Source organism: Aquisediminimonas profunda (assembly GCF_019443285.1).
GTDB classification, from domain to species: domain Bacteria; phylum Pseudomonadota; class Alphaproteobacteria; order Sphingomonadales; family Sphingomonadaceae; genus Aquisediminimonas; species Aquisediminimonas profunda.
The window spans coordinates 1,798,175-1,811,267 of the sequence record NZ_CP080327.1; the positions used below are offsets into that span (position 1 = coordinate 1,798,175).

The 13,093-nt window shown below is 58.0% G+C and carries 10 protein-coding genes; 6 read left to right on the forward strand and 4 right to left on the reverse strand.

What is annotated here, in order from left to right; all coding sequences use genetic code 11:
- The first annotated feature begins 5 nt into the window (after positions 1-5).
- Positions 6-728, forward strand: coding sequence for a prepilin peptidase (locus K0O24_RS08940; protein WP_281421629.1), 723 nt, complete (start codon positions 6-8; stop codon positions 726-728).
- A gap of 67 nt (positions 729-795) precedes the next feature.
- Positions 796-2,226 carry a coniferyl aldehyde dehydrogenase gene (locus tag K0O24_RS08945; RefSeq protein ID WP_246610938.1) on the forward strand — a complete coding sequence of 477 codons (1,431 nt, stop codon included), beginning with the start codon at positions 796-798 and terminating at the stop codon, positions 2,224-2,226.
- A gap of 4 nt (positions 2,227-2,230) precedes the next feature.
- Here K0O24_RS08945 and K0O24_RS08950 read toward each other — a convergent pair whose 3' ends face one another.
- Complete coding sequence (locus tag K0O24_RS08950) at positions 2,231-3,226, reverse strand: NAD-dependent epimerase/dehydratase family protein (RefSeq protein ID WP_219892410.1); 996 nt, start codon at positions 3,224-3,226, stop codon at positions 2,231-2,233.
- Between the two features lie 196 nt (positions 3,227-3,422).
- On the opposite strand from K0O24_RS08950, the gene wecB reads away from it, so the two are divergent.
- Both wecB and K0O24_RS08960 read left to right on the forward strand, forming a co-directional pair.
- Positions 3,423-4,526: a non-hydrolyzing UDP-N-acetylglucosamine 2-epimerase gene (wecB, locus tag K0O24_RS08955; RefSeq protein ID WP_281421630.1), complete on the forward strand. Its 1,104-nt coding sequence runs from the start codon at positions 3,423-3,425 to the stop codon at positions 4,524-4,526.
- Between the two features lie 91 nt (positions 4,527-4,617).
- Entirely contained in the window at positions 4,618-5,922 is a 1,305-nt protein-coding gene (locus K0O24_RS08960; protein WP_219892412.1) for an NRAMP family divalent metal transporter, read from the forward strand.
- Positions 5,923-5,933: 11 nt separating this feature from the next.
- Here K0O24_RS08960 and K0O24_RS08965 read toward each other — a convergent pair whose 3' ends face one another.
- Positions 5,934-6,476 carry a SixA phosphatase family protein gene (locus K0O24_RS08965; protein ID WP_219892413.1) on the reverse strand — a complete coding sequence of 181 codons (543 nt, stop codon included), beginning with the start codon at positions 6,474-6,476 and terminating at the stop codon, positions 5,934-5,936.
- The gene (locus K0O24_RS08970; RefSeq protein WP_219892414.1) at positions 6,473-9,196 is read right to left on the reverse strand and encodes an ATP-dependent DNA helicase; all 2,724 of its coding nucleotides are present in this window, start codon (positions 9,194-9,196) and stop codon (positions 6,473-6,475) included. The genes K0O24_RS08965 and K0O24_RS08970 overlap by 4 nt, the downstream gene beginning before the upstream one ends.
- A gap of 65 nt (positions 9,197-9,261) precedes the next feature.
- Here K0O24_RS08970 and K0O24_RS08975 point away from each other — a divergent pair, with 65 nt between their 5' ends.
- Both K0O24_RS08975 and K0O24_RS08980 read left to right on the forward strand, forming a co-directional pair.
- A complete protein-coding gene (locus tag K0O24_RS08975) occupies positions 9,262-10,800 on the forward strand; it encodes a lysine--tRNA ligase (RefSeq protein ID WP_246611190.1) in 1,539 nt (512 codons plus the stop codon).
- A gap of 65 nt (positions 10,801-10,865) precedes the next feature.
- Positions 10,866-11,141 (forward strand): hypothetical protein, encoded by a 276-nt coding sequence (locus K0O24_RS08980; RefSeq protein WP_219892416.1) that lies wholly within the window; start codon positions 10,866-10,868, stop codon positions 11,139-11,141.
- Positions 11,142-11,153: 12 nt separating this feature from the next.
- Here K0O24_RS08980 and K0O24_RS08985 read toward each other — a convergent pair whose 3' ends face one another.
- Positions 11,154-12,953, reverse strand: a complete 1,800-nt coding sequence (locus K0O24_RS08985; protein ID WP_219892417.1) for a DUF885 domain-containing protein — start codon at positions 12,951-12,953, stop codon at positions 11,154-11,156.
- Positions 12,954-13,093: the final 140 nt, after the last annotated feature.

Consider the following 13,093-nt stretch of genomic DNA (forward strand, 5'->3'; position numbering starts at 1 on the left):
CTTGGGTGTCGGTCGGCGGCACGCTCGGATTGATAGCGGGAAGCTTTCTGGCAACAGTGATCTTGCGCTGGCCACGGGGCGAAACGATTGTCGCCGGCCGGTCAGCTTGCGAGAATTGTGGCAGGCGCCTGGAAGTCACAGAACTCATTCCTCTTGCCAGCTGGTTTTGGTCGCGCGGTCGGTGCCGGAGCTGTGGCAGCCAGATTGATCGAGTTCATCCCGCCGTTGAAGGCCTTTGCGCATTGATCGGTGCCGTAAGCTTTGCCATTTCGCCGGGTGTCTCCGGAGCGGTAGGCGCCTTGTTTGGCTGGATTCTGGTGGCACTTGCGGCGCTTGACCTTCGGCATTTTTGGTTGCCGGACCGGCTGGTCCTTGTCTTGATATTGTTGTCAATCGCGTCCTGGTGGTTGGGCCTCGCCCCGTCTGGACCAGACCGCCTCTTCGGGGCGCTAGGCGGTTATGCGGCGCTTGCGATTGTCGCCCTATCCTATCGCCGCTTGCGCAAGCGCGAAGGCCTTGGCGCGGGCGACGCGAAGCTGTTCGGCGCATTGGGTGCCATGCTTGGTTGGCAGTCGCTTCCGCTCATCCTTGTCGGGGCCTGCACCGTTGGATTGCTCTTCGTGGCCTTTCGCTTGGCAGGTGGGAACAAAGTCCAGCTTGCGGATCGCTTACCTCTGGGAGCTCTGCTGGCCTTTGCAGCATTTCCTGCCTGGATTCTCCAGCAATAACTTGCTCTCCGTTACAGTCGAGGCCATATCTCATTGCAAACAGAAACCTGATTTTCGGGAGCGGAAGATGACATTAACCAAGGACCAGATGCTTGCAGCCGTAAAGGCGCAGAGAGATGCGTTTACTGCAGAACTTCCAGTGTCAGCTGCTGTGCGCAAGGATCGCCTCAAACGCGCCGTAGCCATGCTGGTGGATCATGGTCAGGCCTTCGTGGATGCGATGTCGGAAGACTTTGGCCACCGGAGTGCGGAGCAGAGCTGGATCACGGATATCACTGCGTCGATCCGCACGCTCAAACATTCGAGCAAGAGCCTGGACAAGTGGATGAGGCCGGACCGTCGCAAGCTGGATTTCCCGCTCGGCCTTCTCGGCGCAAAGGGAATAATCGAATTTCAGCCGAAAGGTGTCGTTGGCATCATCTCGCCCTGGAACTTCCCTGTGCAGCTCACGATGGGGCCAATTGCCGGAGCCTTTGCCGCCGGCAATCGCGTCATGGTCAAGTCATCCGAATATACGCCAACCGTAGCTGCACTGTTCGAAGAGGTGGGTCCGAAATATTTTGATGCGACCGAAGCCTTGTTCATAAGTGGCGGCCCTGACGTGGGCAAGGCCTTCGCCGAATTGCCGTTCGATCATCTGCTGTTCACCGGAGCGACCGGCATTGGCAAGCATATCCTTCATGCGGCCGCAGATAACCTGACGCCTGTGACGCTCGAGTTGGGTGGAAAATCGCCCACAATCATTGGCCGGTCTGCCGATGTCGGTGCTGCGACGCAGCGCATTGCGCTCGGCAAGATGATGAACGCCGGGCAGATTTGCCTAGCGCCTGACTATCTGATGGTCCCCCGCGAAAAAGAGGAGATGGTGGTTGAGGGCATGAAGAAGGCTGTATCGGTCATGTACCCGACGTTGCTTGACAATCCAGACTATACTTCGGTCATGAACAGCCGGCATCGTGATAGGCTCAACGGCTATCTCGACGATGCTCGGGCGAAAGGGGCAGAGGTCGTTGAAGTCAATCCGGCAAATGAAGACTTTGCTTCCTCGAACGGGAACAAGATGCCGCTCTATCTCGTGCGCAACCCGACAGATGACATGAAGGTCATGCAGGAAGAGATCTTCGGGCCCGTGCTTCCAATCAAGACCTATGAGCGAGTGGAAGAAGCCATAGATTATGTAAACGCGCATGACCGACCGCTCGGCCTTTATTATTTCGGTGAAGAAGAAAGCGAAAAGCGCAGCGTGCTTGATCGGACGATCTCAGGCGGCGTCACCGTGAACGACGTTGTCTTCCACGTATCGATGGAAGAATTGCCCTTTGGGGGCGTCGGGCCATCCGGGATGGGCGCATATCATGGTCATGACGGCTTCAAGACGTTCAGTCATGCCAAGAGCATTTATCATCAGCCGAAGATCAACGTCGCAAAGCTTGCTGGCTTCATGCCGCCCTATAGCGATGCAACACGAAAAACGATTGCACGCGATCTGAAAGTCTAGGGCGCTAGAGTCCGCGATATTGGCGATACCATGTGACGAAACGCGGAATGCCGATCGAAATCGGCGTGGTTGGCGCATATCCGAGATCGCGGGCAATATCGTCGATATCGGCATGGGTCTCGTAAACGTCGCCTGGCTGCATCGGCTGAAAGTCGATCTCGGCCTTCTTGCCGCATGCATTTTCGATCGTGGCGATCAGATCCATCAGTGCTTCGGACCGGTTGTTGCCAATGTTGTAAAGCCGGTGCGGTGCCTTGCTGCCGCCCGGCTTTGTCAAGCCATCATCAAGCGGCGGATTGTCCAGGGCGGCGGCAACGCCTGAAATGATGTCGTCAATATAGGTGAAGTCGCGCTTCATCTGGCCTTTGTTAAAGACTGTAATCGGGCGACCTTCCAAAATGTTTCGCGTAAACATCCACACCGCCATTTCGGGGCGGCCCCAGGGACCGTAAACGGTAAAGAACCTTAGTCCGGTCAAGGGAATACGATAGAGGTGGGAATAGGTTTCGCTTATAAGCTCGTCGGCGCGCTTGGTTGCCGCATAAAGTGAAATGGGATGATCTACGCGATCTGAAATCTGAAACGGCAGGTTATGGTTCCCGCCATAAACTGAAGAGCTTGACGCATACACCATCGGCAAGCTGCGCTGGCGAGCCACCTCGAGTATGTTCAAATGGCCGACCAGGTTTGACTGCGCGTAGGCACGAGGATTTTCAATCGAGTAGCGCACACCGGGCTGCGCACCAAGATGCGCGATCGAGCGAATTTCATCCTTGCCCAGAGCATCGTCCAGCGCCTGATGGTCGGAAAAATCAACCCGCCTGAATGTAAATCGATCGCCAAATCTGCTCGTGAGATTATCCAGCCGCGCCTGCTTCAAGGCTGGATCATAATAGCTGTTCATGTTGTCGATGCCGACGACAGAATCTCCCCGGGCAAGCAATCGCTCGGCCAGGCCGTGGCCGATAAAGCCAGCTGCCCCTGTGATGAGAATCGTCATGCTTCGTCCTTTTGCCAATTCGCAAGCGGCCATATCCCAAAACGCGGCGATAGGAGAGATTTCCTTTCCGATACCTTTCGCGCATCCGAAATTTCCCCGGACGGGTCTAAATCATTATGGCCAGCATCAATGTCGCCCCATTGTCAGCACAGCGGCACCCTTGAGAGTGGTTCGCCGCGCTCGACCTGTTGTCGCGTTGGTTTTCGGAACGCGGCCAGAAGCAATCAAGATGTTTCCGTTGGTTCATGCGCTACGCATTTATGCCGAGATCGAAACGCGCGTGATCGTGACGGCGCAGCATCGCGGTTTGCTTGACCAGGTGCTCGATTTGGTCGGAATTTCTGCCGACGTCGATCTCGATCTCATGCACGCTCACCAGTCACTTGATAGCCTTATCGCGCGGCTCGTGAGCGGTCTTGGGGATGCCTTTGATCGCGAAAAGCCCTCTCGTGTGCTGGTTCATGGGGACACTTTGACAACGATGGCGGCATCGATTGCAGCCTATTTCCGAAAGATCCCGGTTGGCCATGTCGAGGCTGGACTGAGGAGCGGCGACATCTACCAGCCTTGGCCGGAAGAAGTGAACCGTAAGATCACCGGGGTGATCGCAGACCTTCACTTCGCCCCGACGCAGGTCTCACGTGATGCTTTGATGGCAGAAAATGTTGCGGCGGAGACTATCCACGTCACTGGGAACACCGTGATCGATGCCCTGCTCGCGACGGCGGATCTGATCGCAAGGCGGCCACCCTGCGCGTCAAGCCTGGATCCCCTGGCAGAGCGCTATGCTGGTCGAAGGATCATCGCGGTCACTGCACATCGGCGGGAGAATTTTGGTCATGGGATGGCCAGTATCGCCGGTGCTCTTGCCGATATTGCAGTTCGTCAGGATGTTGCAATTATCCTGCCCATGCATCCTAATCCGAACGTCCGCCCGCAAATCGAAGCGACTTTGGCTGGACTGGACAATGTGGCAGTGATCGAACCGCTAGATTATCCAAATTTTGTTCGGCTTCTGGGCTTGGCCGATCTGGTGCTGACGGACTCTGGCGGTATTCAGGAAGAGGCCCCGGCCCTCGGCAAGCCCGTACTGGTTATGCGGGAAACGACGGAGAGACCTGAAGGCGTGGTCGCGGGAACAGCTTTGCTCGTCGGCACTGACCGCAATCGCATCGTCAGCGAAACATTCAGGCTGCTGGACGATCCCCTTGCTTATGGCGCCATGGCGCGTGCCCACAATCCCTATGGAGACGGCCGAGCAGCGGAACGGATCGCCAGTATTGTGGTTAGTAAGCTCTGACCGCGGTATTGGGGGGTGCTCACGATCGACCTGGAGCTATAGGTGTTTCTCCGCAATTGAGAATGCCTGCGCGAGATGGAAGGGAAGACGAATGAACGCCGGACCCGAACCCGAAAGTGTCGCTCCAGAGAGACCGGGGCAAGGTGGCGGACTCGGCAGCTTCCTTCGCCGACTTGGGCCGGGCCTGATAACAGGTGCGGCTGACGATGATCCGAGCGGTATTGGCACCCATAGCCAGGTCGGTGCGGAATTCGGCTATGGCTTGGCCTGGACGTTTGTACTGAGTTTCCCCTTGATGGTTGCCATTCAGGAAGTGTCGGCGGAAATCGGTCGAGTGACAGGTGCAGGCATCGCCCGCAATTTGAGGCGACACTATCCAAGGCCGCTGCTCTGGTCGATTGTGACCCTCCTTCTGATTGCCAATATCGTGAACCTTGGGGCGGATCTGAGCGCGATGGGCGCCGCCTTTGCCTTGTTGGTTGGCGGCAATATCGTCTTTTACACGCTGGCCTTCGGTATCCTCTGTGTTGTCCTTGAAGTGGTCCTCAGCTATCCGCGATATGCGTCGATCCTCAAATGGACGACACTTTCCCTGTTTACTTATGTCGCAGTGGTTGCCGTCGCGGGCGTACCCTGGGCGCGCGCATTGAAATCCCTGCTGGTGCCCGAAATTCAGTGGACTTCGGCCTATGCAACCGCCCTCGTTGCAATTCTTGGAACAACAATCAGCCCCTATCTTTTCTTCTGGCAGGCTGGTCAGGAAGTCGAAGAGCAACATCGCCATCACGCCAAGCCCTTGTGCATCACGCCAAAGGATGCTGGACCCGAGCTTGCGCGCATACGGATGGATACGCTGACCGGCATGGCATTTAGCAGCATTGTGTCGTTGGCCATCGTCTTTGCGACCGCGGCGACACTCCACGCGCACGGCATACGTGATATTGCGACGTCTGCTCAGGCCGCAGAAGCTCTGCGTCCGATTGCCGGTCAGTTCGCCTTTGCAATGTTTGCACTGGGGATCATTGGGACAGGCTTGCTTGCTGTGCCCGTGCTCGCCGGTTCAGCTGCTTATGCCGTGACGGAGATGGCGGGCGTCGCAGGCAGTCTCGATTCCAAACCACTCAGCGCGCGGCTGTTTTATGGGACAATCGCGGCGACGACGCTTGCCGGCGCTTCACTCAACATTGTTGGAATCGATCCGGTTCGGGCCCTCTATTGGGCCGCGGTCGTGAATGGCGTGCTTGCCGCTCCCCTGATGCTGGTCATGATGCTGATAGTCCGCAATCCCCGCGCAATGGGCCGTCTCACGCTTTCGCGGCGGTCGGCGGCACTTGGTTGGGGAGCGACGATCGTCATGTTTGTCGCAACGATCATCTTCTTTGCTTCAGTTGTCTGAAGGTGGACCCATCAATCCTGTTCAGGCCCTAGGGCCGCATCCAGATCTCGCGGCCTTATGAAGCGCGTGATGCGACCGCTGCCTTCCTTGATGTCACCCCATTTTTCAACATCGAATTGCAATTCCGCCAAGCTGGCAGTGGGGAACTTGGCTTCAAGCTCGTCACGCAATTCGTCGCCGCGAACATCCGGGATGAGCATAAGCGCCAGGTCTTCAAGCCCGGGATTGTGGCCGCACATCATGACCTTGGCGGCATCTGCGGGCAGGTCATGCACGACATCAAGCAGGGTTGCGCCTGACGCGAGATAGATTCTGCGATCCCAGTTGGGATGCAGGATGTGACCATAGCCGTCCCAGAACGCGTCAAGGGTCTCGGTGCAGCGCACCGCCGGTGACGAAACCACATGATCCCAGTGCAGGCCAAGCGCCAGCGCATGTTCGCCGATCAGCTTGGATCCTTTGCTTCCTCGTTCATTGATCGGGCGGTCAAAATCGCGGGAAACGGGCGAATCCCAGCCGGATTTGCCATGGCGAAACAGGGTCAGCGTCTTCATGGGATGCTGTGATGCCCCATTTGTGCGCTGGAGGAAAGACGGGGTCGTGCAGATGTCAGATCTTTCACGCGGACGATGGCTTCATCAAGCGTGACCCGCTGGATTGGAGTTCCTGGCGGAAAGGCGGTCAGCAGGCGCGACGGCATTGCGGAAGATAAAATTACAAACACGCCTTGGTCGTCGGCCCGACGTATCAGGCGGCCAAAAGCCTGTGCAAGTCGGGCCCTGATGATGCGGTCATCATAGGCGGAGCCTCCATTTGCAGCCTTGCGCGCCGCATGGAGGACGGTCGGCTTTGGCCAGGGCACACCTTCCATGATGACCTGGCGGAGCGAGTCACCCGGGACATCGACCCCGTCGCGCAAGGCATCCGTGCCAAGAAGGCTTGCCCGAGGATCGTCCCTGAAGATGTCGACCAGCGTTCCGGTGTCGATGGGATCGACATGCTGGGCGTACAGGGGCAGCCCGTCGCGCGCCAGCCGATCGGCGATGCGCGCATGGACGGCGCGCAACCTCCTGATCGCTGTAAATAGGCCAAGCGTTCCGCCACCTGCCGCTGAGATCAGCCTTGCATAGGCACCAGCGAGTTGCGGAATATCGCCGCGCTTGATGTCCGTGACAATAAGGACGGCTGACTGTTTCGCATAGTCGAAAGGGCTTGCAGAAGCGAAGTGGTGGACCGGTGCATCAAGGTGACGGGTTCCGGTGCGCGCTTCTGCCGCTGCCCATTCTTCCCCGCTTCGCAGCGTTGCAGACGTAATGAGGGCGCCGTGGGCTGGCTTGAGTACTGCCTGCGCGAAGGGTCGGGTCGGATCGAGCCAGTGGCGATGGAGCCCGATATCGACCTCGCGCCCCTCGATCCGGTCGACTGCAAGCCAGTCGACAAAGTCCGGATCGGCCGGACCACCAAGCCTGGAAAGCATCGAAAGCCAGGCCGAAAGCGCATCGCGCCTCCAGCCGAGGCTGGAAATGGCGCCATCGATCCGCGCACGAGCCTGGCCATCGAGCCAGTCGGGTGCGTCTTCAAGTACAGCCTCCAACCGCCGCCCAAGGATGACGAGCGGACGGAGCAGGGCATCAAGTGCCACAAGCGCTGGTTCGACGGCTGCGATTGTTGGTCCGTCGAGCCCGGCTGCTTCGGTCTCGAGGCCATATCCTGCATCCTCTGCATCGGCGCGGGCATAAACCTGGCCACGCACAGCCGCGAGCATTGCTTCAACAGGGCCAAACGGCGCGCCCTCTGCAATTCGCTGGAGCCAGCCGTCCGCAGGAAGCGCTGTTGCCGCATGGGCCGCTGCAGAGATCGCGTTGCCACCCTCTTCGTCATAGCTCGAAACATCGGCAAGGCGCGCTGCCAAGCCCCGCCTGCGTCCGCGAGACCGGCCCTCAGGGCCAATTATCCAGCGGCGGAGCTCGATTGCCTCTTGCCCGGTGAGTGCGGCCGCAAACATGGAATCAGCCGCTTCGGCGATGTGATGCCCTTCATCGAACACAATCCGGGTGGGCGCGTTGCCCGCCTCACGTCCGCGAGCTGCATTGACCATCACTAGCGCATGATTGGCGATCACAAGGTCGGCTTGCGCCGATGCCCGCGACGCGCGTTCGATGAAGCATTTCCGGTAATGTGGACAACCGGCATAAACACACTCGCCACGCCGGTCGGTCAGCGCGGTCGCCCCGTTGCGCCGGAACAGCGTCGGCAGCCAGCCTGGCAGGTCTCCGCCCACCATGTCGCCATCCTTGGTATAAGCAGCCCAGCGGGCGACAAGCTGCGCAAGAATGGCAGCGCGACCTGCAAATCCGCCCTGGAGTGCATCTTCAAGGTTGAGCAGGCAAAGATAGTTTTCACGACCTTTGCGCACCACAACTTTCGCGCGCCGCTGGGCAGGGTCTGGATACAGTCGCATGCTCTCGGCATCCAGCTGCCGTTGCAGCGCCTTGGTGAAGGTCGAAATCCACACGGCTCCGCCGGCCTGCTCTGCCCAGACAGACGCTGGCGAGAGGTAGCCCAGCGTCTTGCCGATCCCGGTGCCGGCTTCGGCAAGGACCACATTGGGTGCATCCCTGCGTTGGCGGGGGGAGAACGCATCAATCGCCGCGAGCGCATAATCGCGTTGGCCCGGGCGTTCTTCCGCGCCATGGCCAGTCAAGCTGTCGAGACGCGCAACGACATCGCCTGTATTCAGGATGATCGGATGCGGGGCAGGGCGGGCAGAGGTCTCCTGCCATTCTGGAAGTTTGGAGAAGAGCCAGCGCTCCGCCTGTGCCGGCTTGGCGATGCGTGTTTCCAAAACCTGCCCCCAAGGCCAGCGCAGCCTGCTGAGCGATGCTGCAGAAGCCCATGCCCCTTCGCGTTCAAACCAGTCCGGCCTTTCAAGATGCGACAAGAGTTCGCTCGCGGCGCGGTGCAGCATCTGGGCTGCGCCCTGATCATCGTCAGGTGGTTCAAGTCCGATTGCGGTCGCCAGTCCCTTGGGCGTTGGGACCATGAACTTGGCAGGATGGATGAACGCAAAGAGTTCAAGCAAGTCCAATCCCGAAATTTCGGGATAGCCAAGCCGTTCCCCGATCAAGGGGGCATTGAGCAAAATCATCGGCGTTTCGGCGGCTCGCGCGATTGCCTCACCCCGCCCAACGGGCTTGACCACGCCATCTGCCGTTGAAATCCAGATGCCGGCATGGCTTGCATGAAGGGCTGGATAGGCTAGGGGCTCACTCACTTGGGCGACATGGCCCAGCTAGAACGAAAGAGCAACGGAAAGTGACGAACGTGCGCGACGCAGCGATGGTTTCAAAGGCCTGGCCCTATGAAGAAGCGCGCAAGGTTCTGAAACGCTTGCCGTCGGGAAAGCCTGACGGAGCGCCGGTCATCTTCGAAACGGGATATGGCCCGTCAGGCCTGCCGCATATCGGTACATTCAATGAAGTGCTACGCACGACAATGGTTCGTCACGCCTTCGAGACCTTGTCTGACATGCCGACGCGACTGATAGCATTTTCGGATGATATGGATGGCCTTCGCAAGGTGCCAGACAATGTGCCGAACCAGGAGATGCTCAAGGCCTATCTTGGCAAACCGCTGACAAAAATTCCCGATCCCTTCGAGAAGTTCGAAAGTTTCGCGCATCACAACAATGCGATGCTCCGCGAGTTTCTTGATCGGTTCGGTTTCGAATATGAATTCGTCTCTTCGACCGAGCGATACGCTTCAGGCGCATTCGACGATGCACTGAGAAATGTCCTGCGTCAGTATCAGGCGATCATGGACATCATGCTGCCAACGCTTCGCAAGGAGCGTGCTGCAACCTATTCGCCCGTTCTCCCGATAAGCGTGAAGAGCGGGATTGTCCTGCAGGTCCCGGTTGAGGTGGTCGATGCCGATGCCGGGCTCATCCGCTTCGATGATGAAGGGGAAACAGTCACACAGTCGATCCTCGGCGGGCAGGCGAAGCTTCAGTGGAAGGTCGATTGGGCCATGCGCTGGGTCGCGCTTGGTGTTGACTATGAAATGTATGGCAAGGACCTGACGGACAGCGGTGTCCAGTCGGGCAAGATTGCGCAAGCGCTCGGAGGTCGCAAGCCGGAAGGGCTCATCTATGAGATGTTCCTTGACGAAAAAGGGGAGAAGATTTCCAAGTCCAAGGGCAATGGACTGAGCCTTGAGCAGTGGCTGAGCTACGGAACGCAGGAAAGCCTCGCTTTCTATGCCTATCGCGAGCCGAAGAGTGCCAAGCAACTGCATCTTGGCGTCGTGCCGCGTGCTGTCGATGAGTATTTTCAGTTCCGCGGCAATTATGCTGGTCAACCGATCGAGCAAAAGCTCGGCAATCCGGTCCACCATATCCACAACGGCAAGGTGCCGGATGCCGTTCCGCCGCTCACATTCGGCCTGCTGCTCAATCTGGTGAGCTTGCCGGGACTGGGTGACAAGCAGATCGTCTGGAACTTCGTTCGTAAATATGCCCCGGACACATCGCCCGAGACCCAGCCTGAGCTCGATACCTTGATCGGCCTTGCCATCAACTATGCCCGTGATTTCGTGGTTCCCACCCTGAAGCGCCGCGCGCCGCAAGGAGTGGAGGTGGACGCTCTCAAGCGTCTCGATGCAGAACTTGCGGCACTTCCGGCGAATGCCAGTGCCGAGGACATCCAGAATATCGTCTATGAAATTGGCAAGACTGGCCGCTTTGAAAATCTGCGCGACTGGTTCAAGGCGCTCTATGAAACCCTTCTCGGATCAAGCGCGGGTCCGAGGATGGGCAGTTTCATTGCACTCTATGGCATAGAGAACAGCCGCAAACTGATAGGTGAGTCGCTGGGCTGAACACGTGGAACGCTGACGGTCGTATAAGTGTGGACGACCTCAGTGGCGCCCGATAAGCGGCCGACATGTATGTTGCCCTGTTGCGTATTGCGGCCGGTTTCCTGACCTTGCCGTTCATTGGCATTGCAGCGCTCACATTCATGGCGTCGCCCAAATCACTCGTCGATCTTGTGACACTCTATGGCTTTTGGCTTTTGCCTGCTCTCTCGCTGTCAACGACGTGCGGCCTTTGGTGGACCATGCCGACGCGGACACTCGTTCCTGTCGTCATGATCCTCCCCATTGTCCTGTGGCTTGTTGTTGTCGGTCTAGTGTTCGCAATTGCCACGATTGCGAGCTGACTGGTCTGCGGCCTATTTTCTGGATGCGATCCAGTCGTCGATCTTCTTTTCTAGGACGGCCATGGGCAGCGCGCCCGTCATCAGGACTTGCGCGTGGAACTCGCGCGGGTCGAACTTGTCGCCAAGGGCTGCCTGGGCACGGGCCTTCAGCTTGAGGATCGTCAACTGACCGATCTTGTAGGCAAGTGCCTGCCCGGGAATTGCGATATAGCGTTCGACTTCAGCGGTCGCATCGGTGCGGCTCATGCCCGAATTGTCGAGCATATACTGGATCGATTGATCCCGCGTCCAACCCTTGGAATGAATCCCCGAGTCAACAACAAGCCGCATTGCACGCAGCATTTCATCGTTCAGGCCACCGAAACGGAAATAGGGATCGCTTTCAACGCCAAGCTCCTTCCAAAGGCTTTCGGCATAAAGCCCCCAGCCTTCGGCATAGGCCGTATTCCCGCCAAAGCGCATGAAGCTGGGGAGGGCCTCATTTTCCTGGGCCAGGCTGATCTGGAAATGGTGACCGGGAACGGCCTCGTGCAGGTAAAGCGTCTCGCTTTCCGGTTTTGAGCGCGAGGGCAGGTCGTAGCTATTATAGTAGAAGACGCCCGGGCGGGATCCGTCAGGCGTACCCGCATTATAGGAGCCGCCAGCATCAGTCTTTTCGCGATATTCGGGCACTGGCCGGATCTCGAGCGGGCTTTTGGGGATTGTCGAGAATTGTTCGCGAACACGTTCATCGACCTTGCGGCCAATTGCGAGGAACGTATCCCGCATGTCCTCCTTTGAGGAGAATTTGAATTTCGGATCGTCGCGGAAATAATTGAAAAAGGCCTTCAGGTCGCCGTTGAAGCCCGCCTGGACCCGGATATCATCCATTTGCTTGCGAATGCGCGCCACTTCACTGAGACCAAGATTGTGCACATCATCCGCACTCATCTTCACAGTCGTGTTGGACTCGATCAGATAGTCATAGAGTTTCTTTCCGCCTGGCATGGCGGCCAGACCAACGCCGTCGCGAGCGACAGGCAAATATTCATTCTTCAGGAAATCCCGAAGGCGCACATAGGCCGGAATGATGCCCATTTTGATCGTGGCCGCATAGTCTGCGCGCAGCCTGGATTGGTCAGTGGAGCTGATGCCTTCCGGGAAGGTCTTGACCGGCCCATAGAATGTCGAGCCCTCAACGCCTTGGGCGATCTGAAGGTTCAGCTGGTCGATGACATTGTTAATCACGAGCTTTGGCTGCACGACGCCGGTCTTCATGCCTTCACGGAAGCGGCCGATCGCGCGATCAAGCAGCACAATATATTCGCGATGCCGCTTCAGATTATTGTCATAGTCCAGAACGGTCTTGAACGGTGCCGCCCCCTGACCGGAAGCGAAATCAGGATAAAAGGTATGAAAGCCGAAGAAATGATCGATCGGACGGACCGCGACCAACGCGAGCATGTCAGGCCGCAATCCGCGCAGGTTGGTTTCGGTCTGCCATTTGAACACGTCATAGGCAATTTGGTCGGTTGGATTGAGCGCAGCCCGATTGATGGCGAAAAGGCGCTTCAGGTCCTGCTCACCCGCCTTGCGCTCGGCGGCAAAATAGGCATCCGAAATATAGTCACCAAGCCGGTCAGCGTAGCGGAGGTCTCCGCGAAAAAGCGCGTTGATGGGGTTGCGCTTGAGGGTGGCTTCATCGCTGTCGGTGAAGAGCTGCTTGAGGCGGGCATCGGCGTTTTGAGTTTGGGCAGGAGCAGCCTGCACGGGCACCGCAACGGCGATCGGCGAGAGGCTGGCGAGCAAAATGGCAGCGAGGCGAAGAGACATCTGACAAGATCCTGAACATTATGAAGTGATTCCCAACGTCCGCACTAGCGCCCGCGCCAAGAAAAACAAAAATGTTCGATCAAGCGTCTATCATCGTCGACAAAGGGGCCCCGGAGAGTTTTTGGCTCTTCCGGGGCACG

Coding starts and splice junctions, on each gene's coding strand:
- K0O24_RS08965 (WP_219892413.1), bottom strand. CDS start 6,476: ATGAAGACGCTGACCCTGTTTCGCCATGGCAAATCCGGCTGGGATTCG.
- K0O24_RS08985 (WP_219892417.1), bottom strand. CDS start 12,953: ATGTCTCTTCGCCTCGCTGCCATTTTGCTCGCCAGCCTCTCGCCGATC.
- K0O24_RS08950 (WP_219892410.1), bottom strand. CDS start 3,226: ATGACGATTCTCATCACAGGGGCAGCTGGCTTTATCGGCCACGGCCTG.
- K0O24_RS08960 (WP_219892412.1), top strand. CDS start 4,618: ATGAACGCCGGACCCGAACCCGAAAGTGTCGCTCCAGAGAGACCGGGG.
- K0O24_RS08975 (WP_246611190.1), top strand. CDS start 9,262: ATGGTTTCAAAGGCCTGGCCCTATGAAGAAGCGCGCAAGGTTCTGAAA.
- K0O24_RS08945 (WP_246610938.1), top strand. CDS start 796: ATGACATTAACCAAGGACCAGATGCTTGCAGCCGTAAAGGCGCAGAGA.
- K0O24_RS08980 (WP_219892416.1), top strand. CDS start 10,866: ATGTATGTTGCCCTGTTGCGTATTGCGGCCGGTTTCCTGACCTTGCCG.